This is a genomic window from Microcoleus sp. T3_A4 (assembly GCF_036700465.1).
Classification (GTDB): Bacteria; Cyanobacteriota; Cyanobacteriia; order Cyanobacteriales; family Microcoleaceae; genus Microcoleus.
The window spans coordinates 57,708-78,578 of the sequence record NZ_JAUBOY010000020.1; the positions used below are offsets into that span (position 1 = coordinate 57,708).

Genomic DNA, 20,871 nt, shown 5'->3' on the forward strand with positions numbered 1-20,871 from the left:
AATCAAAATCATGCCGCTATTATGCAACGTCAAAAAATTTGCTTATGAAGGTTTTGATGCGTCCAGGAGTGTATTTATGACACAGATTTTTGCTGATTAGGTATCACAACAGTTGTTTGCAATAGACATCTCCAAAAACTCCCCAGCCGTATCCCCCATAGGTTTCTGACTGTCTGCCATCAAAGGGCAGACAGTGCTTTTACTAATTGTGAGCGACAACAACTTTTAGAGGTTTTATTAGATTTAGCCCATAGGTAAATTTAAAAAGATTCCTTAAACAACCTCGCACTCCCAAAAAAAAAAGCAACAGCCATCTCCCAAGCGATTCGCGTCACCGCCATGTATCAACTGCCGGAATTCTCGACCAGGCTCAACAGCCACCAAGACGCGGGCTAGCAGTGCACACCCTACAGTTAGTAATTTGCACACTGGACACCCTGCGGATTATTTGTGTCGAATTAGCTCGTAAATTTCCACATAGTCTTTAGCTGGATATTTCCATGAATTGTCACAATTCATGCCTTGAAGCATGAGTTTTTCAAATTCATCATGATAGTCATACCACAATCCGATCGCCCGATCGAGCGCCGACTCTAAAGCAGAGTAGTCGGTTTGATAAAACACGTAACCATTGCGTTCTTCCGGGAGGTGGCGGGTGTCGTAATCTCGATCGAACACAGTATTCACCAAACCGCCAACTCCCCGCACCACAGGAACAGTACCGTACCTCAACCCAATCATCTGAGTCAGCCCGCAGGGTTCGTAATTACTGGGAACCACAATCATATCCCCACCCGCATAAATTAAGTGCGACAGTTCCTCATTAAAACCTAGTTCTAAATGGCAGTCTGGATTGTCATTTAAAAAGTATTTTTCGTGCTGGAAATGAGAGTTAATTCCCGCTTCCGTCGCGGAACCCAAAAGTACGAATTGCGCTCCCTTACTCAGAGAGTAATAAATTGCATGGTGAACGAGATGAACGCCTTTTTGGTCGTCCAAACGACCGATAAAGGTAATAATAGGTTTGTCAGCATCGCGCAGGAACAGCCGATCGCGCAAAGCTTTTTTAGTTTTGGCTTTTCCTGCCAAATCATCCTGATTGTAGTGCTGCGGAATATAGCGATCGCTATCGGGATTCCACACATCATAATCGATGCCGTTGAGCACCCCGCGAAACTTATCTTGATATAAATGCAATGTGTGGCCCAAACCGTAGCCAAACTCGCCCAGGTGAGCTTCCCAAGCGTGGTGCGGCGAAACTGTGGTGACAAAGTTCGAGTAAACAATGCCGCCTTTCATAAAGTTGAGGGCAAAAGGGTTAAAGTTATCTCGGAGGCGATCGTAATCAAAATAATAATCCGGTCTGTGCAAACCCGTTGCTTGCAAAATATCGCTACCTCCCATGCCTTGATGTTTGAAATTGTGAATGGTATAGCAGACTCGCTGATATTCCATCCAATTGTATTTGTATATTTCAAACAGCAAGACTGGAACCAAACCAGTTTGCCAATCGTGACAGTGAATCACATCGGGACGCTTGTTGCTTCTGAGCAAAAATTCCAAAGCGGCTTTGCTGAAAAATGCAAACCGCATATTGTCGTCATTGCAGCCGTAATAACAGCCGCGATTAAAAAAGTTATCTTGAGAGCGAGGTTCGATGAAAAAACACAACTGCCCATGCACCCAGCCGCACAAGACATCACAGAGGATTTCGCCGCCGTACCAGGGCACAGCCAAATCCCGGTAGGCTTCGTGAAGTCCCCAAATGTGGTCATACCTCATGCAGTCGTACTTGGGTAGAATAACCTCGACGCAGTGGCCGGAATTCTCTAACTCCCGACTCAAACCGTAAACTACGTCGCCCAAACCCCCTGCTTTGATGACGGGGGCGCACTCCGAGGCAATTTGTACTATGTACATTTTTTTTTCTCGCTCCTGGATGAATCAAAAAAATATTTTCTTAACTTGACAAAGTATTTGACACTCCCCTGCCTGAAGCCGAGGGGATTCTTAAGAACCGCAATCAAGCGTGGATCTTGATTCGTAATGGCTGTGCCAAACAGCCTCTAGACAGTCCGGTAAAACCATTCTGCTTACTTTTTCTGCCAATATTTGCAGCACCATTACAATCAGCGTTAATCAAATGTCCTTCCCAAGTCTGATACAATCCGCGCTTAACACGCTTGCCAGAAAATTGGTCAGTTGCTGGTTTGCCGGCATTGTAGACGGGCAAATCGTCACCATCCAAAGCGCTAGCCTTGCTTGTATACGATTCTTCCTGTTCAAGGTAGAGCAAGCCGTAACGCTCACAAAGCGATTTCAGCTTACCTCTCAAAGTGTGAAAAGGAATTTGGACAAAGTTCTGATTGTTGCGACTGCCAATATTGATTTCCTGCTTCTGGCCCAAATTGAACCCGACAATCACGCGCTCAATTTTCTGGGCAATGCAATGGTCAATAATCAGCCTTGCCGTTTTGTTGAGATAGTCCCTAACTTGATTGTTTCGATTGACAAGCAATCTAGCTTGACGCTCAGTGATCCGCTCAATCTTTTGTCTATCTTTGATAGATTGCAATCTGGCATTTTCTTTATTGAACCACTGGTTAATAGATTTAAGTTTACGACCATCCACAATAAAGGATGCCCCATTGGTGTCAACGCAAGTAGCCAAATTGTCCAATCCAAAATCAATCGAAATAGCGCTATCAACGACTGTTTCAACAGGTTCTGGTTCAACCTGGGAAACAAACTCGACTTCAAAGAATCGAGCATTGTACTTAGAATGTATCCGAACTTCTTTGATAGCTTCAGGATTGAGTCTCTCAGGGAATGGAATAGATACCGCTCCAAACAGCTTCTTGAAAGCATTCGACATCGGTACATTAAACCGTCCATCCTTAACCACTATCCGAGGAATTATCAATACAAAGTAGCCATCTTTGGGTAAGTAGTGAGGCAATCTCACCTTCGGTTGATAGCTGCCAGATTTAACAGCGCTAGTCAAGGCATAGAAACTGTGAAACGTTCTGTCTACTACTTTCAAAGTCTGTTGAGCAATATCCGTGTTTAGCAAACGATAGTTCTCGTTCTCTTTGCACAGATGGTAGGCAGATTCGTAACGCAAGTGTTTGCGCTCCTGAAAGTAGTATTGTCGAACAGTGTAAAGCCCTACATTGTAGAGATTTTTGCTAAGACGACACAACTCTCGCAGTGCCAAAAACTCAGACTTGTTTAGATTGCGGATTTGGTTCTTTTGAGTCAGGTACATCCTATTGGTCTCGCTGCATATTCTATTCTACAGCGAAACCTCTCAGCTTTCTGCTTAAATTGTGGCAAAAATGCAAAGCCGTCCTAGAAGGACGGGGTTTCCACCCATATTTTATGATGATTTCTAGGCAGATAAGCAAGTCGGCCATTGGGAATACAGGGAAAATAGGCGCTGGTAGCGGATGTTGAGACGGATTTGGGCGATAACTGGCAATAGCCCAACGGGGAAGGATATCATCGAGGCGAAGCTGCAAGCTCTCCTTCAAAGGAAAAATCATCGGTTGAGCAAGTCGAAAGTGCTGCAACTCGATCGCAAATTCCGCAAAATTTAACTCATTTTATCGCATTTGTCAACTCAATCTTTTGAGCCAAATCGCCATTTGTCTCGTCTAGTTCCGAATATCGATCGAATAACTCACTCAAAGCTTCTTCTCCAGCAATTTCTCCATTACTGACAAACTTCTCTACCTCCACTGAACCATCACTCAAAAATTCAATTTCCCACCGTTCCCCAGGTACAGCTACAATTACCATCAGAGCTTCATCGCGATGATGCGCTAAACTGTAATCGATAGCCTGTTTTTGCAATTTTTGCAAAAATAATATTACTTTGTCAAATCCATTATTTTTCATCTATCAAATCTCAAATCGCTCAACAATTTGCGAACCATCTTAAAGCTTGAGATCTTTTCTTGAACACCTCTTTCTATTTGCTCCCATATCATTTCGCTAAATTCTTCCCAACTTGGCGAATTTGCCGGAAGCTGTGCTTATTTTATACTACCTTTTTTACCTTTGAGAATCTCAGACACTTTCATGCCTGCAAATTTGTGTGCGATCTTTCTTCCTCCTTATCTTACATAAATCCCACTCATCATTCTCATACCGATCGAAAAAATGCAACAACTCAACCCAAACCCATAGCATCATTTTCACATACTAATAATTGACCTTTTCCCTGATAAAACCAAACATAACCCTCCCCGCCGCCTTTGCCAAAATGACCTAATTTTCGATAATCTTCTTCAATCCCCTTGGTAAATCCTTTCACCAAATCGCAATCAGCTATCAAAGTTTCACCTTGTTTGAGTTCGACAATCTTAGCTGGTGAACTTGTAGCTGCTACAACAGTAGCTTTTTGTTCGCGCAAAGCTGTAACAGCAATTCTCCACCTACCGTCATTAGAAGCAGCCACTTGTCGGAATTTCAGTTTTTTAGCACCGATAACTACATTGTCCGAACAAAACTGAAATATACCGTCATCAAACTCCCACTGCTGGGCATCCGAAAGCTCGATCGGCGTATAATGCAGGAAATGGCCTTTTTGTCTCGGTTCCAGTTTCACCGTACCAGTTCCTTGATATACGGGAGCGTTGTAATCCATTTCCGTTGTCAAAGATACCCACATATCTTTTAAACGGTTATCCGTTTTATAAACACCGGAAGTCAATTTTCCCATACACCAATGCAGCGCACCTTTTTGAATTATCACTCCCGAATTGTTTAAGTTAATTTCCGCTTGCTGAACGAGGGGAATATTCTTAGTGGGATGGTAAAACTTATTGGTTTCAGGATTGATGTTATTTTGGATGTACCACAAAGCGGTTGGTTCCAAAACTTTTATTTCGTATTTCATAATTTACCTCGCCTATTTACGTGAAATGTGTTAAACATTTGACCCGTGATTTGGGGCTGTCGCGATCCCGGACTTATCCGGTGAAATTTCTCTTTGGCAGACATCCTCTGCTACTGTTAAATTATCTAGCTATATTAGCAATAGCAGACAGCGCCCCTCCACAAGTGTTGAGAAAAATTTATGCCTGCGATCGCACAATCTCCCAATTTACCGATTTTACAAGAAATCAACTCAGGATTGCCCAACATTTGCGGCTCCGAAGCAGAAATCAGTGCCGCAGCCAATAGCAACGAACCAATCTTTCTACCTACCACAAATCTGCGCCTCGAAAACATTCAAGCCGGATTCGCCTGCGCCCTCCATATGCACCAACCCACAATTCCTGCCGGTGCAAACGGCGAACTGATCTGCAATCTCCAGCATATGTTTGAACATCCCAACCAAGGAGATAACCACAATGCCGGAGTCTTCGCTTGGTGCTATTCTCGCATGGGAGAATTCATTCCCCAACTGATTGCTGAAGGCTGCAACCCGCGAATTATGCTCGACTATTCGGGCAATTTATTGTGGGGATTGCGCCAAATGGGACGCGACGATATCTTTGATAATCTCAAGCGCATCACCTGCGATCCTCAATATCAACCCCACGTAGAATGGCTGGGCACAATGTGGAGTCACGCCGTCATTCCCTCAACTCCCATTCCCGATATTAAACTTCAAATTCAAGCATGGCAACATCATTTTGCCGCCATTTTTGGCATTGATGCCCTGAAGCGGGTTAAAGGTTTTTCGCCCCCTGAAATGCACTTTCCCAATCACCCAGATACACTTTACGAATACATCAAAGCTTTGAAAGAATGCGGCTATCGCTGGTTGATGGTGCAAGAACATTCAGTAGAAAATTCCGACGGTTCGGGATTGTCGCAAGACCAAAAATATATTCCCAACCGTTTGGTTGCCCGCAATTCTCACGGCGAAACAATCAGCATCACGGCTTTGATTAAAACCCAAGGTTCGGATACGAAATTGGTGGGTCAAATGCAGCCGCATTACGAAGCCAAAGGACGGAAGAAACAGCAAATTGGCAATATTACAATTCCTTCTTTAGTCACTCAGATTGCCGACGGCGAAAATGGCGGCGTGATGATGAATGAATTTCCCAGCGCTTTTGTCAAAGCTTGGCACGAAAACCGCGAACAAGGCGGGGGAAAATCCGGTGTTGTTGGTTTAAACGGCACTGAATATTTGGAGATAATTGAAGCGGCGGGCGTTAATCCTGATGATTATCCTGTTTGTCAGGGGATTAACCAGCACAAAATCTGGCAGTTAGTCGATCCTGATAGTGCTACACCGGAAAAGGTGGAAAGTGCGATCGCCCAACTCAAGCAAACAGACCACAATTTTCACATGGATGGTGCTTCTTGGACTAACGATTTGAGTTGGGTGAAAGGCTACGAAAATGTCTTGGAACCGATGAATCTACTCAGCGCTGCATTCCACAAAAAATACGACCCGCTGGTGCAGCAAGATGCCGCCGTTACTAAGCAGTTTGAATACCAACAAGCTTTGCTTTACAATTTGTTGGTGCAAACAAGCTGTTTCCGCTATTGGGGACAGGGAACTTGGACTGATTACGCGCGCGAACTTTACAACCGCGGCGCTGCTTTAATGAAGTAGCAGAATTTATTGTAGGGTGCCCCGGAAACCAACTGTTTGAGCTTCCTCAAATATCAGCGTTGACGCACCCTACATCTAGAAAAGTTTATTGATAAAGAGAGGACTAGAGTCCTCACTACAAACACGAACTTATCAATTACTGTCTACATTTCCTGCATCAACCGCAAATAGTTTTGCCGCATTTGCGTCATATTTTCCATCATTCTATTAGCCATATCTTTCTCAACATCGCTCATTTGCTGCCAAAATAAAGCCGATCGCCTCGCCATAATTGCTTCTTCCCAAAGCATCTCCAAAAGTTGCGCGGCCATTGGGTTTTCAGCATCGATAATCCCGCACAATTGCTCGAAGGCCCGGTTGGCTTCGTTGTGAGTGCTAACATCCTGAACCAGGGTTAGGCATTTTTTGAGTTGTACGATCGGATTTTCAGAAGAGTAAGCCATAATTTCACTGAGATAAGCGACAAAATTTACACTGATACCTTTGAGATTACTAGAGTTGTGACACAGCGGTAGAGTTCCCTACATACCACCGCCAAGGCAAATCCATTCCTTGAGAAATCCCGATCCGCGTAGTTTGCACAAAATTTATTGTACCCTCCTCCACAGCTTGCTGAAAGTTATCGCTCCGGTGTTCCAATCGCAGCGGTTGGCCTGCACCCAAGGGAAAACCGCTTAAAGTTCGATCGATCTGCAGCACCTTACACAGTTTCCCAGGCCCGGCGGCGAGGCGCGATCGCTTCTTCTCGGGAATTCCAGCGAATTCTTGGGGAAGCGCATCTAGCTGCAAAGCTCGAATCAGCACACCACTAGCAACTCCCTCTGCATCCGTCACCACATTAAAACAGTGATACATCCCGTAGATTAAGTAAACGTAGCTCATACCCGGAGGCCCGAACATCACCTCACTGCGAGGAGTGCGCTGTCGGTAAGCGTGACAAGCGGGATCTCCCGGGCCGTAAGCTTCGGTTTCGACAATCATTCCCCGAATTGTCTCGCCGTCAGGAAACTGCCGCACCAGAGTACAGCCGAGCAAATCTGGCGCTACGCTGGTAGATGGCCGCGCCAGCCAAAAAGATTCTACAATCTGAGTATTTGCACTCACTCAACAACAGCAGGTAAATTATGGACGTTAAGTTAGTTTTAGCAGTCTTGACAGCAGTTTTCACCGTTTGCTGTCTGTTCTTTGGTACAAAAAACGGATTCTACGATACTGACAAGTATCACGGTAACGGTTCTGCTCACTAATTTTAGGTGGCTGTTAGTTGCTTAAAAAAACCGCTGTCTGTTATTCAGACGGCGGTTTTTTTAAGGAACCACAGAGGCCACAGAGGACACAGAGAAAGAGAAAAGAGAGAGCAGAAAGAATGAAAAGAAGTTGACAAATGATGAGACAGCAGATTGCTGTATTTCCTGCAATTAAGGATGAATTGTGCCATCTGGCATTTTAGCTTCTTGCAAGCTAGCATTTGAGAAGTCAGCGCATCCCATGAGGTTGAAACGCATTGTCGCTCCTCGATCCGTTGCTTTCATATTGAAACCAACTACTGCATTTTCTGGGTTATTCTTTTGTGGAACAGCGGTGACATTAAAATCCACATTAGCTTCTTTTTCATTACCCTCAAGGTTGAAAGTGATGCCGGCACAGCCCAAATCAGCTCCCGTCAGGTTGGCTCTATTTAAGTTGGCATTTTTGAGGTTGGCATTGGCTAATTTGGCTCCTGACAAATTAGCACCTTCGAGGTTCGCTCGCTGCAAGTTAAATCCTTGTAAGTCAAGTCCCTTCAAGTTGGCATTGCTGAAATTGCATTCGGGACATTGCTTGGTTTCCAGTAATTACTTGACTTGGTTTTATTGAGTTGAAGTCTGTATATATTTGGCCCCAGTAAATATAACTGCGATGGACAATCCAGCAGTAACTAAATTCTTTAATTTCATAAATATCCGAAAAGCTTGGGGGGCTTTCTGTCGCGGTTAATAGATTTCTCCAAGAGTGCGATCGACCTCTCCAGAATTTCCCCAACAAAATTGTCGGCATCTGAGTCAAGCAGTCCGGCCCAATTAAACACCGCCGGACTTATAAATCCCGCCTCCTTTCCCTCGCCAGTGCTGCTTTGAGTTTCGGACTCATCCCGTCCGTCTGCTTCACTTCGCTTTGAGCAGTCCACAACGGCAATTTATTGCTACGCAAAGGCGCGCATTGGCATATACCTGCAGACTGAAATAAAAGAAACTTTATTTATATCCCTGGAAAGAGGAAAATTTCGAGAGACTTGAGGATAATTAATTTAGAAACGCAATACTGTACCTGCCCTGTTAAGTTCTCAGCAACTACTTTTTTTGTCAAAATTGCTTTGAGAAATTAATTTACTCTAAAAATTGTTGGCAGCAGGTCAGGCTCCTCAACCTCACCCGAACACACCCCACCTATAATCCCGACAATTCGGAGCGGCAATGAACACAATCAAATCCGAACCCAAAAGATCGCGCTTCATGGCTCTGTTGCTGACAACGCTGCTGACCTTTCCCTTTGTGAGTGCTTGCGGTTCTAGCCAGGAAAGTTCCGCTCCTCGGCCTCCTGTTGACAACACTCGCGCTGGAGGAGTGCAAACTAATCGCGGCTCCGCTCCTCCCCCACAAGCAAAAAAAGGACTGAACACTGCTCAAAAAGTAGGGATTACTTTAGCAGGAGCAGCCGCCCTTTACTACATCTACAATCAGCACAAAAATAAACAAGAAAAGGGGCCGCAGGGAAAACATTACCTTTCCAAAAACGGTCGGGTGTACTACCGCGATGCCCAGAATCGCGCGGTCTGGGTAACGCCCCCGCCTGAAGGAATTAAAGTTCCGGAGTCCGAGGCATCGCGTTACCGCGAATTCCAGGGGTACAACAACCAAAATACCGGTCGAGACCTTACTAGCTTGCCGGAAGCTACAAGTCCTGTTCCGGCACAGTAGTGTAAGCATTTGAGATTTTAGATTGCAGGTTCCGTGACGTTCAATTAAATCTGGGATTCCCAATCTAAAACAGTCGTTTTTCAACACATAAAAAAGAGGAACTCTATCATGGTAGACGGATTTTTGCGGAAGTTAAAAGATGCGATCGTCGGGCCAGACAGCGAGCAAGTCGATCCTGACGGCTATTACGAAGATGCCTCAAATCCCGGACAGTTCGGCAACGTGACTCCAGCCAGCGAAGACCCCTACGGCGACCCCGGTGGCTACGGAGAGCTCGGCAACGTGACTCCAGCCAGCGAAGACCCCTACGGCGACCCGGCTGAGTACGGAGAGTACGGCAACCTGACCCCGGCCAGCCAAGACCCCTACGGCGACCCCGCAGACTACGCCGGTACCGACTACGGACAGTTCGGCAACCTGACTCCGGCCAGCGAAGACCCCTACGGCGACCCCGCAGACTACGTAGCGGATGCTGGAATGTTCGGCAATGTGATCCCGGCCAGCGAAGACCCCTACGGCGACCCAGCGGATGAGGAAGGCTTTAGTTAAGTCAGTTAGCTAGAAAAATTACCTGGTAAGCAACAGCACCCCTGCGGGGGTGTTTTTTTGTTGGGGGCTAGCAGCGGTATCTTATGTTATTTAAAGATTGAGAAATATTTACATTCTTTTCTTGTTTTTGTTACTAAATTTGTTTTGTTGTGTTCTCGTCTGAGAAGCACAGAAAATTTTAGGAGCTATGGCACAGGATCTTGCCCGCGAACAGCTCGTCAAATGGCTCACAGAGCAAATTGACCAGCAGAAGTCAGAACTTGCTGAAGTACAAGCGAAAGCTGTACAACTAAAAGAAAGTATTCTTTATTACGAGAGTACGCTGGCGCAGGTAGCTCCTGATGAAGTGGCATCAAAACCTACAGATGTGGTTTCCGAAACAGAAACACTGACTTTGAATGAGAGTCAAGTAGCTTCGACAAGTTCTCTTGGTGCAGAGGAACATCTAAAAGGAGGCCTAGCCAATGTTAGTTTTGCTTTTGAAGATGCAGGTCTTGAAAAAGCAATCTCTCAAAACAGACATCAGCGTAACCCTGTGGAGATAAAGCGTCCTCAGTACCTGGGGCTGACCTTTGCAGAATCCATAGAAAAGGTTTTGAATGCTCATCAAGAGCCAATGCTAGCCGATGGGATTGTCGAAGCTATATTTGACGCGGAATCTGAAGAGGAATTTTGGCGAGCCAAAAACTCCTTGAGCGTAGAATTGCGTCGGGGCGCCGAGACACATAAAAGGTGGAAAAAGCTTGGTCGAAATCTTTATGCTTCAAATTTGTGCAACGAATAATCAGAGTCAAATAATGCGAGCAACACGATGATGACACCGCAAATGATATTTTCTCCGTTAACAAACAGCGACGATGCTTTGAGTTCCTAATTCAAAGTATCGCCGCTGCATTTTACTTGGGGATGTGGCGGAACAGGAAAACGCATCCGGCTCCTAACCGGATAACCTGCCAGGGTTTTGTGGGTTCGAGTCCCACCATCCCCACAGATAACAACCTTGCTCGGTAGTGGCTTTGGGCTATACACCTAAGCTGCAAGAATTTAATTTCTTGCGGTCTGGACTTTCTTTTGCTTTTATCATAGCACATTTGTCAACCCTTAGCTACTACCACACGGTCACAAATATGTCAACACTGTTTTGGATTTTAGTGGAGAGTTTTTCCTTATGGGCAAATTACGAAATAAGAGCATGAATTACAAAGGTTTAGTGATTCATTGTCAGCAAAACGGTGGGCTAATCTGCCTGACCGATATGTGGAAAGCTGCCGGGTCTGTTAAATCCCAAGAGCTAGATAAGTGGTTGATACAGAAGCGTATCTGTGAACGGCTGTTGGAATTAGTGCTTGAAGCTAAGCTTGAGTTAAAACCCGTTGTCGAGAGAACTTTTGTAGAACAACCAGTCGCTAACTCTGCATGTAAAAAATACAGAGCTTGGGCAAGCCAAGTCAGAAAATTAGCTAAAGATGTTGGTCTGATATCAACTCGGGGAGGTATAGGCGGTGGAACTTATGCCATAGACAAGATAGCCATCGAATATGCCGAATCCTTGTCTACAGAGTTTCGTGATTGGGCGCGAAATGCTGTCAAAGAAAGGATTGAAGAAGAAGTAGATCCAGAACTCGGCGTTCGCCGTAGTCGGCAAAGGGCAGTTAAAAATTGGGAAAAGCAAGGCAAAAGCCGTGAATATATTGGAGCCCGTCTTGACTCTATTCCCAAAGAAGACTTCTACGAGGCAGCTTTGTATGAACATGGGGTTCAGGTTCCACTGCACTTTGCTCAGTGCAAGGCGAGGGTGTATCAGCCGATCATTGGCCGTACCGAAGATTTCCGAACAGCAAGAGGATTGAAAAAAGGACAAAATTGCAAAGATGGCATGACAATGGAGGAACTGGCTGCTACAGATTTTGCCAAAGTTCTCAGTGCCAAGCGGATCAACACGCTCAATCCTAATGGGGTGAACTCATGCGCTAGCATCTCCCACTCCACAGGGCAGCAAGTTGCTCATCTGCTCAATCAGTAGCCTGGTTAACTTAATACACAATGCTGCTTGCTTACGTTTACAAGCTGAATCCATCGCTCAAACAAGCTCAAACCATCGAGCGGTGGATTCATTTGCTTCGTTTGCAATACAACTTCAGAGTCCGAGAGCGGACAGAAGCCTACGAGCAAGCAAGATTCCCTGTTATGGGGAACTACTGCTTGCTCGAAACTCAAGCCGAGTGTTGCCCCTTGGCTTGCTCGTTAAGCAAAGGTGCTTTGTACGGCAATCCTTGGACAGCAAAAGGCAAGAAAAGGACTCCGCTGGCTCAACAAGATGCCAATCTGGTTGACCTTAAGCAAGAGCGTCCTTGGTATAGAGAAATCTATCACCATGTTTTGCAACAAATGCTGAAACAGGTTGATGCTGCTTTTGGGCGCTTTTTCCGAGGATTGGGCAAATATCCGAAAACAACGCGGCATGGTAAATTTCGCTCTTTCACTTACCCGCCTGGAGATGTCGCCTTTAAAGGCAATAAAGTCCGACTTCCCGGTATTGGGTGGATGTCGTTTTTTCAGTCCCGACTGTTTCCCCACGGTTTCAGCATTCGTTCCGTGACTGTGCGGAAAAAAGCAGATGGCTTTTATATTTCTGTTCGGTTGCAAGATGAGTCAGTTCCAGATGTTCCCGCAGCGAATAAAGTTAAAACAGCAGTAGGAGTAGATCTGGGTATCAAGAAGCTAATGTCTCTGAGTACGGGACACACCATTGCCAATCCCAGATTTTATCAACAGATGGAGCGGAAGCGATCGCGACTAAACCGTGCTGTCAGCCGCAAGGTTTTAGGTTCCCGCCGCAGAAGAAAAGCCTGCCAGCGCTTAGCAAGACTGGAACAAAAAGTTGCTAATCGACGAGAGGATTACCAATGGAAGATAGCTAATAGCTTGGTCAAGCAGTTTGACCTGATTGTGTTTGAGAATCTTAATATTCAAGGCATGATGGCACGCTGCAAACCAAAGCAGGATGAAAACGGAAAGTATCTGCCTAACGGTCAATCTGCTAAATCAGGACTGAACAAAGCCATTGCTGATGCTGCTTGGGGTTCATTAAAACAGAAAGTCAAGATTTTGTCCGAAAGGGCGGGCGTTCTGGTTTATGAAGCGGTGCCTCACTTTAGCTCTCAGGAATGCAGCGAGTGCGGGTATGTCAGTCCCACAAATCGAGATCAGGAAAAATTTATCTGTGAAGAATGCGGTCATCATGAGGATGCCGATGTGGATGCTGCAAAAGTTATTTTGCAGCGCGGTCTGGATGGACTGGGAATCTATGTGGATGCTGTACCGAGAGTCCCTCGGAAACAGGATAAAAGTACGCCCGAGGAGCCTGTTGGAAGACAGGGAAAATCATCCGCGTTGGTGGGTGAGCCTGGGAACCCTAAGAGAGTTCCAGCAATGGGAGTTATTTGAGTGGAGGGGAGTTTGAGCGATCGACTCTCAGCCTTTACGGCTGTCAATTGAAATCGGGTGTGTCTGACCAAGTTGCGATCGCCCACAAATTAGGCATTTTCTCAAAAACGGAGAGGGTGGGATTTGAACCCACGGTGACATCACTGCCACACTCGGTTTCAAGCCGAGCGCATTCGACCACTCTGCCACCTCTCCGGGTGCATAAATTTTATCATACCAGCAATTGTCTCTAACTACAAATAGCCGCAGATTCTGTGCGTCGATAAAGAATTTGTTCTCTTTCTACCGCGAAATCTGCCCCCAGCCATACCAGAGACACTTCCGACACTGCTCCATTTTCCAGCAGGACGAGCGAGAAATTCCGCAGTTTCGAGCACTCTCTCTCCACAATTCGCGGTACGCTGGCCGCATTCAAATAAACTGTACCCTCCGCACTCACCTCCAGCGACTTCCGCAACTCATGCTTTTTGTGCCGCAGTTTGTGGTGCATATGACCAAAAGTGACCAGAGGTATGTGCTTCCCAGAACTCCGAGTTCGATCGATCGCCTCCGCAAAATCCGGGTCGCCCCAATCCCCTCCCAGCGGCTTCCAATCTCGCCCGCAGGGGTCTTCAGGAGCCTCTCCCAACCCCGTCGGGCCCGTGTGACCCAAAAAAATCACATTTTCGCAGTCCGCCTCCGCCGCAGCTTCTGCAATGCGTCGCGCTGACTCGTCAAAACTCTCCACCCCAAACCACTCCGAGTAAAAATCCCCGTACTTCCACTCCGATCCCCCCCAAGTAAACGGGCGGCTTCCCACCACAGTTACGCCGAATTCTGGAAAATCCCTTTTCCCGTAACCGACGTGAGCTTCTCCCATTAAATCTAACTGCTGTTTCACCCAATTTTCTTGAGTGCGATCGTAAGGGCACTGACTGCGGCCCCACTCCGTCGCCGTGTACCAAGCATCGTGGTTCCCAAACACCGCTGCTTTCGGAATGTCCAATTGGGCGATCGCCCGCACCACCTCCACCGACTCATTACCAAAATCCCCCACAAACAGCACCAAATTAACGCCCAGATGCTTCAGGGCCTCGCCGTCTTCAGGTTCCCAGCGATCGTGAACATCCCCCACCACCGCAATTTTTATAGATTTAGCTTTATTCATGTGATTTGTCATGTGCGATCGATCCCTAGCCCCTTCTTACTCAGCATAAGAAACAGCGACCAATTTTTGCACTCTCCCCCAGGCTATTTTAGATTTTAGATTTTAGATTGGCTCCACTGAACAGCCAGCACTTTTTGGTGAATTCAACTATAATTCAAAATACACTTTAGCTGTCTTCGCCACCTTCCCCGGAATATTCTAACTGTGTTTACCACCGCACCTGCTCCGAACTTTACTCAAACCCGACTGCCCCACGACTTGTTTGCAGCCATTAACGCCCTCAAACAAGAGTTAAACGCCGTCATTCTCGCCCACTATTACCAAGACTCCGAGATTCAAGACATCGCAGACTTCATTGGCGACTCCCTAGAACTTGCCCGCAAAGCCGCCAACACCAGCGCCGATGTCATAGTTTTTGCCGGAGTTCATTTCATGGCTGAAACCGCAAAAATTCTCAATCCCGACAAATTAGTATTGTTGCCAGACTTAAATGCTGGATGTTCCCTCGCCGACAGTTGCCCCCCCGAAGCCTTTGCAGCTTTCAAAGCGGCTCGGCCAGGACATTTGGTAATTTCATACATTAATTGTACCGCCGCAATTAAGGCAATGAGCGATATAATTTGCACCAGTTCTAACGCGGTTAAAATTGTCAACCAAATTCCCGAAAATCAGCCGATAATTTTTGGACCAGATCGCAATCTAGGCCGCTACGTCATGGAACAAACCGGTAGAAACATGGAGATTTGGCAAGGAGCCTGCATCGTCCACGAAAACTTCTCAGAAAAAAAGATAGTTCAACTCAAAATCGAAAATCCCGAAGCCGAAATAATTGCCCACCCAGAATGCGAACCTCCCGTGCTGCGCCACGCTAATTACATAGGCTCCACCACTGCTTTGCTCAAATATTCTCAAGCTAGTTCCAGCCAAGCTTTTATTGTCGCGACTGAACCGGGAATCATTCACCAAATGCAAAAGCAAGCTCCGCACAAACGCTTTATTCCCGCGCCTCCCAACAATAATAGTTGTGTTTGCAACGAATGCCCGCACATGAGATTAAATACCTTGGAAAAATTGTATCTAGCTATGAAAAATCAAACGCCTGAAATTACCATGCCCCTAGATATTCAACTAGCAGCTTTGCAGCCCATCCAACGAATGCTAGAAATGAGCTAACTGGTGGCTATTTTTCAGTAAATACATTGTATGCTGGGTTGGGCACGGCGATTAAATTAAGTCATTGCCTAACCCACCCACTCGGCACTTCGTGAAGCAGTGGTTAACTCTTTCTCTTACTCTACGGTTCATTCCTTTAAAACTCATCAACAATAAATGATACCAGAAAAACTGATTGTTTTCACCCGCTATCCCGAACCGGGAACAACCAAAACTCGACTAATTCCGGTGCTGGGAAAAACAGGCGCTGCCAACCTTCACCGCTTGATGGCCCAACGAACGATCGCCTGCGCGCTCTCTCTCCAAACATCCCGCCGATTATCCGTAGAAATTCACCGAGCCGGCGGCAGCCAACAACTGATGCAAGAGTGGTTGGGAAGTGATATTTCTTGTCAAAATCAAATAGACGGTGATTTGGGCGCAAGAATGACAGCAGCGTTTCAAAAGTCTTTTAATTCAGGAGTTGAGAAAACAGCAATTATCGGCACTGATTGTCCTGATTTGAAAGCCGAAATCATGGCACAAGCTTTTGAGGAACTGAGCCAGCACGATGTAGTTTTGGGCCCCGCAATAGACGGAGGTTATTATCTGATCGGGTTGCGGCGATCGATACCGGAATTGTTCGGTGGCATTCCCTGGGGAACCAGTGAAGTATTTACTTGTACGCGGGCGATAGCCCAAAAGCTCGAGCTCAATATTGCTTATCTTCCCACTCTTACAGATATTGATCGACCAGAAGACCTCCTTGGTTTAGATATTAATATGTTGAATAACTAAACTCTATTTAAGGCTTCTCAACTATTAGAAAGAATCATATGCTTTTTAATAAAAATGCTTGCTTGTAAAACCGGAACGTCATAATATAGTAATTGTATTTGTCTAACCAAATGCTGAATTTCAGTAGCAGTTAGACAGCGCTTGGGACAATAGTCCCAGGCGCGAGAACAAGCCAAAAATTAGCAATTAAATTAGCAACTAACAGATCAGCTTTGTACAAAACCCGCCATGCCACAGGAAAGCCCAATGTAGGCGCGGGCCCGGCGTAAAAAATGAGCAACTAATAGCTGGGTTTTTTACCGCAAAACTGGGTCTAAAGCCCCGTCCTTATAGGACGGCTTTAATTTAGCCAAAACTGTGAATTAGTCTTTATATCCATCACAGCGACGTAAATGTTAGTATTTGGAGCCAAGCTAGAAGGAAAAAACGAGCAGTACGAACGGCTAGACGAAGCCATTCGTACTGCTCGTTTTATTCGGAATAGCTGCATCAGGTACTGGATGGACACAAAAGATGTAGGTCGCTACGACTTAAGCACTTATTGCGTAGTCTTAGCGAAGGAGTTTCCTTGGGCAGCCAAGCTCAACTCAATGGCAAGGCAAGCTTCTGCGGAAAGAGCTTGGTCAGCGATGGCGCGGTTTTTCGACAACTGCAAGAAAGCAAGACCCGGTAAAAAAGGTTTCCCGCGATTTAAAAAGCATGAAACACATGGTTCTGTTGAATACAAAACTTGTGGATGGAAACTTTCTGAAGACAGGCGAAATATAACCTTCACCGATGGATTTAAAGCAGGAAGTTTTAAATTATGGGGAACTCGTGACCTACACTTCTATCAGTTAAATCAAATCAAGCGGGTGCGCGTAGTTCGCCGAGGTGATGGATACTACGTGCAATTCTGTATTGATGCTGAACGAAATGAGAAGCGCGAACCTACTGGACGAACCATTGGTTTAGACGTAGGGCTAACGCATTTCTCTACAGACTCTGACGGAAATACCGTAGAGAATCCACGCCATCTGAGAAAGTCTGAAAAATCACTTAAAAAGCTTAATCGGAGACTCTCTAAAACTCAGAAAGGCTCTAAAAATAGAGTTAAGGCTCGGAATCGTTTAAGCAGAAAACACCTCAAGGTAAGTAGGCGACGTAAAGACTTTGCCGTGAAATTAGCAAGGTGCGTAATCCAGTCCAACGACTTGGTAGCCTACGAAGACTTGTCGGTGCGTAACATGGTTAAAAACAGAAAGTTGTCTAAGTCTATATCCGATGCAGCTTGGACAGCTTTTAGAAATTGGGTTGAATATTTTGGCAAAGTATTTGGGGTGGCGACTGTTGCAGTGCCGCCACACTATACAAGTCAAAATTGTTCTAGTTGCGGGAAAGTCGCGAAGAAATCGTTAAGTCAAAGAACACATATTGGTCCACATTGTGGATTTGTCTTAGAGCGAGATTGGAACGCCGCTCGCAATATATTAGAACTAGGATTGCGTACCGTGGGGCACACGGGAACCTCAAACGTCTCTGGAGACATCGACCTCTGTTTGAGTGAGGAAACTCCTTCAAATAAGTCGGGTCGTAGAAAGAGGAAGTCTAAACAGTGATGTTTAGAATCACCGTGGCTTTAGCCCGGTGAGGATGTCAACAAACTCTCCCACGTTAAGGCCAAATGTAGGGGCGAGCCCGGTGTCAAAAATGGGCAAAATCAGCTTTGTACAAAACCCGCTCTCTCTCACGGGCTGCTTAATTCTGTATGTCGCCAGAAAATCCCAATCTCAAAATTTCCATTATCATTCCAGTCTTAAACGAAGCATCTACAATTGCCCCAGTCATCTCCACCGCGCTTGAGGCCCAAAATGTCGAAATAATTGTCGCTGACGGCGGCAGCAGTGACGGTACTACAGATATAGCAAAATCTTTGGGCGTCCGAGTTATCTCCACCGCCCCAGGCCGTGCAGCCCAAATGAATGTAGGTGCCGCCGCCGCTACTGGAGAGATATTGCTGTTTCTCCACGCCGACACTCTTTTGCCTAGCGGGTACGACGATAGCGCGCGTCGGGTACTAGCTAATCCCTGTACGGTAGCGGGGGCCTTTGAACTCAAGATTGACGCCCGCAGTCTCAGCCTCCGGTTGGTAGAAACAGGGGTAAACTGGCGATCGAACTTTCTGCAAATGCCCTACGGCGACCAAGCTATTTTCCTCCACGCAGTTACCTTTGACAAAATTGGCGGTTTTCCCGACTTGCCACTGATGGAAGACTTTGAATTCGTGCGCCGATTGAAAAAACAAGGCCGCATTGAAATAGTACCCCAGCCAGTCCTGACATCCGCCCGTCGCTGGCAGCAGCTTGGGGTCATCAAAACCACCGCCATTAATCAAATAGTAATCATCGCTTATTTCCTGGGAGTGTCGCCCGATCGACTCGCTTTCTGGTATAAGAGGCAAAAGAAAAATTCTTCCAAAAACTAAAGAATAGTGAACTTTTCTAAAGCTCGCCGTTAATTATGTAAATAGGAAACACGTCCCTGCGTAAAATATGACTTGAACGCCTCAACTTTTTAAACTGCGAGGACAAACAGAATATGGCCGATCCCAGAGATGCAGAGCTTATTAAACCCTTTAACGGCGACCCCTTCACGGGTCATCTAGCAACTCCCATCAGTGCTTCTGATTTCACAAAAGCATTCATTGGGAATTTGCCCGTCTACCGCAAAGGACTCTCGCCCCTAATTCGAGGCCTAGAAATTGGTTTGGCACACGGTTATTTCCTCGTCGGCCCCGAAATCGTCTTCGGCCCCCTGCGGGATTATCCAGAAGCAGCTAATCTCGGAGGATTATATACAGCCCTCGTCTTAGTTCTGCTTGGCACACTAGGTATGTCTGCTTATGGTTTAGTCTCTTTCAAACAAGACAACACCAGCTACCCTAGCGCTAATCCCATGACCCCTGATGCCCTCAGAAATGCTGAAGGCTGGAGCCAGTTTACCGGTGGTTTCTTCATTGGTGGAATGGGTGGTGTCTTTGTTGCCTACTTCTTACTCGAAAACTTTAACGGCGTTGATGCCATTTTCCGGGGCTTAGTCAACAATTAGACTCGACTCCCAAATATCCCTGTTGGAACACACTAACTTTAGTTTGGAGAATTTGATATGACAGGTTCCTACGCTGCCTCTTTCTTGCCTTGGATTTTGATTCCCCTAATTACCTGGGTGATGCCGGTTGTGGTAATGGGTTTGTTGTTTATCTACATTGAAAGCGACGCCTGAGCCTTACCCCTAAAGTAAGACCTAAGTTGGAAAGCCGAAGTAAGACCATTGAGGAACAATTGCTCTGACATTTCTAGATAAATCTAGGGAAAATCAGCAAAAATTGTTTTGAGATTGCTGGCGATCATAAAACTTAGTTTCTTTACCCCCATCTCCAGAATTTATCTGTAGAGCAATCTTTGAGTTTTCTTCCTTCAGAACTCGTAATTGCAAAAAAATCCTCTGCCTGCAGGCAGAGGATTTTTTTGCAAAGAAGACAAATCATCCGCTCAGAGCACACAAATTGCTAAATTCTGAGCCACAATTGTTATGGAAACCTACTAATGAGGAGACAGCGATGCAATTTTCCCCCGCACGCCGCATCTTAGCTCCATTCCTGATCTCGGTACTGCTGTTAGTGACCGCCTGCGGTCAAACCCAAGCCCCCTCCCGCTGGGACAAAGCCCAGCAGGAAAGCACCCAAAAACCTGGTAAAGCACAGCAGACAACTGCTGATAAATCAAGTGCGAGTAATCAAAACCTGCCCAAGAAGGCAGTGGCAGGCGGTAAGTTAAATAAATACTTCCCGGCTTCTGGCGGTGGATTCGATCGCGTCTTCGCTCAAGAAAAATCCGGTTTTGCGGAAGCTAAGTTGAACAAAGGCGGTAAAAATGTCGCGGTGCTGTCGATTAATGACATCGCCGGCAACCCCAGCGCAGGTGCAAAATTTAAGCAAAGTACCAAGCAAATCAGCGGCTATCCCGCCGTTAATCAGGGTGCTAATATCACTGCTGTTTTAGTGGCAAATCGCTATCAGGTGAAAGTTCAATCCCGCAATCCCTCTTTTACCGCTAGCGATAGGGAAGCTTGGCTGTCAAAATTTAACCTGGGCGGCCTCGCGCGCCTCAAGTAGCAACGTCTTTTGTCAAACTCCGCGCCCGACTCAAGTCTGGCGCTATCACCACTAAGTCTGCCAGAATGAGACTGTGAAGTTCTTGGCA

The 20,871-nt window shown here is 46.1% G+C and carries 24 protein-coding genes and 2 tRNA genes; 16 read left to right on the plus strand and 10 right to left on the minus strand.

All coding sequences use genetic code 11. The annotated features are described in order from the left end of the window. Positions 1-444 precede the first annotated feature (444 nt). A complete protein-coding gene (gene glgA / locus QUA07_RS13040; protein WP_333325723.1) occupies positions 445-1,920 on the minus strand; it encodes a glycogen synthase GlgA in 1,476 nt (491 codons plus the stop codon). A gap of 103 nt (positions 1,921-2,023) precedes the next feature. Further along, positions 2,024-3,268, minus strand: coding sequence for a transposase (locus QUA07_RS13045; RefSeq protein WP_333325728.1), 1,245 nt, complete (start codon positions 3,266-3,268; stop codon positions 2,024-2,026). Between the two features lie 181 nt (positions 3,269-3,449). Here QUA07_RS13045 and QUA07_RS13050 point away from each other — a divergent pair, with 181 nt between their 5' ends. Beyond that, a complete protein-coding gene (locus QUA07_RS13050; protein WP_333325730.1) occupies positions 3,450-3,599 on the plus strand; it encodes a hypothetical protein in 150 nt (49 codons plus the stop codon). Position 3,600: 1 nt separating this feature from the next. On the opposite strand, the gene QUA07_RS13055 is transcribed toward QUA07_RS13050, so the two are convergent. Both QUA07_RS13055 and QUA07_RS13060 read right to left on the minus strand, forming a co-directional pair. Continuing rightward, positions 3,601-3,900, minus strand: a complete 300-nt coding sequence (locus QUA07_RS13055) for a hypothetical protein (RefSeq protein WP_333325732.1) — start codon at positions 3,898-3,900, stop codon at positions 3,601-3,603. 274 nt (positions 3,901-4,174) lie between these two features. After that, positions 4,175-4,903, minus strand: coding sequence for an AIM24 family protein (locus QUA07_RS13060; protein ID WP_333081445.1), 729 nt, complete (start codon positions 4,901-4,903; stop codon positions 4,175-4,177). A gap of 180 nt (positions 4,904-5,083) precedes the next feature. Between QUA07_RS13060 and QUA07_RS13065 the strand changes: the two genes are divergently transcribed. After that, on the plus strand, positions 5,084-6,580 hold the full coding sequence (locus QUA07_RS13065) for a glycosyl hydrolase family 57 (protein WP_333325735.1): 1,497 nt from the start codon (positions 5,084-5,086) through the stop codon (positions 6,578-6,580). 143 nt (positions 6,581-6,723) lie between these two features. On the opposite strand, the gene QUA07_RS13070 is transcribed toward QUA07_RS13065, so the two are convergent. Together QUA07_RS13070 and QUA07_RS13075 are read right to left on the minus strand one after the other, a co-directional pair. Further along, positions 6,724-7,023 (minus strand): hypothetical protein, encoded by a 300-nt coding sequence (locus QUA07_RS13070; RefSeq protein WP_333081447.1) that lies wholly within the window; start codon positions 7,021-7,023, stop codon positions 6,724-6,726. 49 nt (positions 7,024-7,072) lie between these two features. Beyond that, entirely contained in the window at positions 7,073-7,684 is a 612-nt protein-coding gene (locus QUA07_RS13075) for a DNA-3-methyladenine glycosylase (protein ID WP_333325737.1), read from the minus strand. Positions 7,685-7,704: 20 nt separating this feature from the next. On the opposite strand from QUA07_RS13075, the gene QUA07_RS13080 reads away from it, so the two are divergent. Beyond that, the gene (locus QUA07_RS13080; protein ID WP_006633228.1) at positions 7,705-7,827 is read left to right on the plus strand and encodes a hypothetical protein; all 123 of its coding nucleotides are present in this window, start codon (positions 7,705-7,707) and stop codon (positions 7,825-7,827) included. 171 nt (positions 7,828-7,998) lie between these two features. Here QUA07_RS13080 and QUA07_RS13085 read toward each other — a convergent pair whose 3' ends face one another. Both QUA07_RS13085 and QUA07_RS13090 read right to left on the minus strand, forming a co-directional pair. Next, entirely contained in the window at positions 7,999-8,367 is a 369-nt protein-coding gene (locus tag QUA07_RS13085; protein ID WP_445305888.1) for a pentapeptide repeat-containing protein, read from the minus strand. Positions 8,368-8,513: 146 nt separating this feature from the next. Further along, positions 8,514-8,747, minus strand: coding sequence for a hypothetical protein (locus QUA07_RS13090; RefSeq protein WP_333325740.1), 234 nt, complete (start codon positions 8,745-8,747; stop codon positions 8,514-8,516). Between the two features lie 286 nt (positions 8,748-9,033). Here QUA07_RS13090 and QUA07_RS13095 point away from each other — a divergent pair, with 286 nt between their 5' ends. From QUA07_RS13095 to QUA07_RS13120, 6 genes are all read left to right on the plus strand, one after another. Further along, positions 9,034-9,537, plus strand: coding sequence for a hypothetical protein (locus QUA07_RS13095; RefSeq protein WP_333325742.1), 504 nt, complete (start codon positions 9,034-9,036; stop codon positions 9,535-9,537). Between the two features lie 108 nt (positions 9,538-9,645). Beyond that, positions 9,646-10,086, plus strand: coding sequence for a translation initiation factor (locus QUA07_RS13100; RefSeq protein WP_333325745.1), 441 nt, complete (start codon positions 9,646-9,648; stop codon positions 10,084-10,086). Positions 10,087-10,273: 187 nt separating this feature from the next. Further along, positions 10,274-10,870: a hypothetical protein gene (locus QUA07_RS13105; RefSeq protein WP_333325748.1), complete on the plus strand. Its 597-nt coding sequence runs from the start codon at positions 10,274-10,276 to the stop codon at positions 10,868-10,870. Positions 10,871-10,988: 118 nt separating this feature from the next. After that, positions 10,989-11,074: transfer RNA gene (locus QUA07_RS13110), tRNA-Arg, on the plus strand. 204 nt (positions 11,075-11,278) lie between these two features. Continuing rightward, the gene (locus QUA07_RS13115; protein WP_333325750.1) at positions 11,279-12,109 is read left to right on the plus strand and encodes a KilA-N domain-containing protein; all 831 of its coding nucleotides are present in this window, start codon (positions 11,279-11,281) and stop codon (positions 12,107-12,109) included. Positions 12,110-12,129: 20 nt separating this feature from the next. Then, positions 12,130-13,533, plus strand: a complete 1,404-nt coding sequence (locus QUA07_RS13120; protein WP_333325753.1) for a transposase — start codon at positions 12,130-12,132, stop codon at positions 13,531-13,533. Positions 13,534-13,641: 108 nt separating this feature from the next. Here QUA07_RS13120 and QUA07_RS13125 read toward each other — a convergent pair. Further along, positions 13,642-13,728, minus strand: a tRNA-Ser gene (locus tag QUA07_RS13125). A gap of 34 nt (positions 13,729-13,762) precedes the next feature. Then, positions 13,763-14,680, minus strand: a complete 918-nt coding sequence (locus QUA07_RS13130) for a TIGR04168 family protein (protein WP_333325756.1) — start codon at positions 14,678-14,680, stop codon at positions 13,763-13,765. 204 nt (positions 14,681-14,884) lie between these two features. On the opposite strand from QUA07_RS13130, the gene nadA reads away from it, so the two are divergent. From nadA to QUA07_RS13165, 7 genes are all read left to right on the plus strand, one after another. After that, positions 14,885-15,853 (plus strand): quinolinate synthase NadA, encoded by a 969-nt coding sequence (nadA, locus tag QUA07_RS13135; protein ID WP_333325758.1) that lies wholly within the window; start codon positions 14,885-14,887, stop codon positions 15,851-15,853. Between the two features lie 156 nt (positions 15,854-16,009). Continuing rightward, positions 16,010-16,630, plus strand: a complete 621-nt coding sequence (locus tag QUA07_RS13140) for a TIGR04282 family arsenosugar biosynthesis glycosyltransferase (RefSeq protein ID WP_333325761.1) — start codon at positions 16,010-16,012, stop codon at positions 16,628-16,630. A 392-nt stretch (positions 16,631-17,022) separates the two neighbouring features. Continuing rightward, positions 17,023-18,228: a transposase gene (locus QUA07_RS13145; RefSeq protein WP_333325764.1), complete on the plus strand. Its 1,206-nt coding sequence runs from the start codon at positions 17,023-17,025 to the stop codon at positions 18,226-18,228. Between the two features lie 149 nt (positions 18,229-18,377). Beyond that, positions 18,378-19,094, plus strand: a complete 717-nt coding sequence (locus QUA07_RS13150) for a TIGR04283 family arsenosugar biosynthesis glycosyltransferase (RefSeq protein WP_333325767.1) — start codon at positions 18,378-18,380, stop codon at positions 19,092-19,094. A gap of 113 nt (positions 19,095-19,207) precedes the next feature. Beyond that, on the plus strand, positions 19,208-19,717 hold the full coding sequence (locus tag QUA07_RS13155) for a photosystem I reaction center protein subunit XI (RefSeq protein WP_333081456.1): 510 nt from the start codon (positions 19,208-19,210) through the stop codon (positions 19,715-19,717). 57 nt (positions 19,718-19,774) lie between these two features. Then, complete coding sequence (locus QUA07_RS13160; RefSeq protein ID WP_333042098.1) at positions 19,775-19,891, plus strand: photosystem I reaction center subunit VIII; 117 nt, start codon at positions 19,775-19,777, stop codon at positions 19,889-19,891. A 337-nt stretch (positions 19,892-20,228) separates the two neighbouring features. Beyond that, entirely contained in the window at positions 20,229-20,783 is a 555-nt protein-coding gene (locus QUA07_RS13165; RefSeq protein WP_333325769.1) for a hypothetical protein, read from the plus strand. Positions 20,784-20,871 lie beyond the last annotated feature (88 nt).

Excerpts from the sequence above, each read along its gene's own strand:
- QUA07_RS13160 (WP_333042098.1), top strand. The coding sequence starts at position 19,775 with ATGACAGGTTCCTACGCTGCCTCTTTCTTGCCTTGGATTTTGATTCCC.
- QUA07_RS13145 (WP_333325764.1), top strand. The coding sequence starts at position 17,023 with ATGTTAGTATTTGGAGCCAAGCTAGAAGGAAAAAACGAGCAGTACGAA.
- QUA07_RS13140 (WP_333325761.1), top strand. The coding sequence starts at position 16,010 with ATGATACCAGAAAAACTGATTGTTTTCACCCGCTATCCCGAACCGGGA.
- QUA07_RS13165 (WP_333325769.1), top strand. The coding sequence starts at position 20,229 with ATGCAATTTTCCCCCGCACGCCGCATCTTAGCTCCATTCCTGATCTCG.
- QUA07_RS13080 (WP_006633228.1), top strand. The coding sequence starts at position 7,705 with ATGGACGTTAAGTTAGTTTTAGCAGTCTTGACAGCAGTTTTCACCGTT.
- QUA07_RS13150 (WP_333325767.1), top strand. The coding sequence starts at position 18,378 with ATGTCGCCAGAAAATCCCAATCTCAAAATTTCCATTATCATTCCAGTC.
- QUA07_RS13130 (WP_333325756.1), bottom strand. The coding sequence starts at position 14,680 with ATGAATAAAGCTAAATCTATAAAAATTGCGGTGGTGGGGGATGTTCAC.
- QUA07_RS13045 (WP_333325728.1), bottom strand. The coding sequence starts at position 3,268 with ATGTACCTGACTCAAAAGAACCAAATCCGCAATCTAAACAAGTCTGAG.
- QUA07_RS13065 (WP_333325735.1), top strand. The coding sequence starts at position 5,084 with ATGCCTGCGATCGCACAATCTCCCAATTTACCGATTTTACAAGAAATC.
- QUA07_RS13095 (WP_333325742.1), top strand. The coding sequence starts at position 9,034 with ATGAACACAATCAAATCCGAACCCAAAAGATCGCGCTTCATGGCTCTG.
- QUA07_RS13050 (WP_333325730.1), top strand. The coding sequence starts at position 3,450 with ATGTTGAGACGGATTTGGGCGATAACTGGCAATAGCCCAACGGGGAAG.
- glgA (WP_333325723.1), bottom strand. The coding sequence starts at position 1,920 with ATGTACATAGTACAAATTGCCTCGGAGTGCGCCCCCGTCATCAAAGCA.
- QUA07_RS13060 (WP_333081445.1), bottom strand. The coding sequence starts at position 4,903 with ATGAAATACGAAATAAAAGTTTTGGAACCAACCGCTTTGTGGTACATC.
- QUA07_RS13070 (WP_333081447.1), bottom strand. The coding sequence starts at position 7,023 with ATGGCTTACTCTTCTGAAAATCCGATCGTACAACTCAAAAAATGCCTA.
- QUA07_RS13055 (WP_333325732.1), bottom strand. The coding sequence starts at position 3,900 with ATGAAAAATAATGGATTTGACAAAGTAATATTATTTTTGCAAAAATTG.
- QUA07_RS13105 (WP_333325748.1), top strand. The coding sequence starts at position 10,274 with ATGGCACAGGATCTTGCCCGCGAACAGCTCGTCAAATGGCTCACAGAG.
- QUA07_RS13100 (WP_333325745.1), top strand. The coding sequence starts at position 9,646 with ATGGTAGACGGATTTTTGCGGAAGTTAAAAGATGCGATCGTCGGGCCA.
- QUA07_RS13155 (WP_333081456.1), top strand. The coding sequence starts at position 19,208 with ATGGCCGATCCCAGAGATGCAGAGCTTATTAAACCCTTTAACGGCGAC.
- QUA07_RS13120 (WP_333325753.1), top strand. The coding sequence starts at position 12,130 with ATGCTGCTTGCTTACGTTTACAAGCTGAATCCATCGCTCAAACAAGCT.
- QUA07_RS13115 (WP_333325750.1), top strand. The coding sequence starts at position 11,279 with ATGAATTACAAAGGTTTAGTGATTCATTGTCAGCAAAACGGTGGGCTA.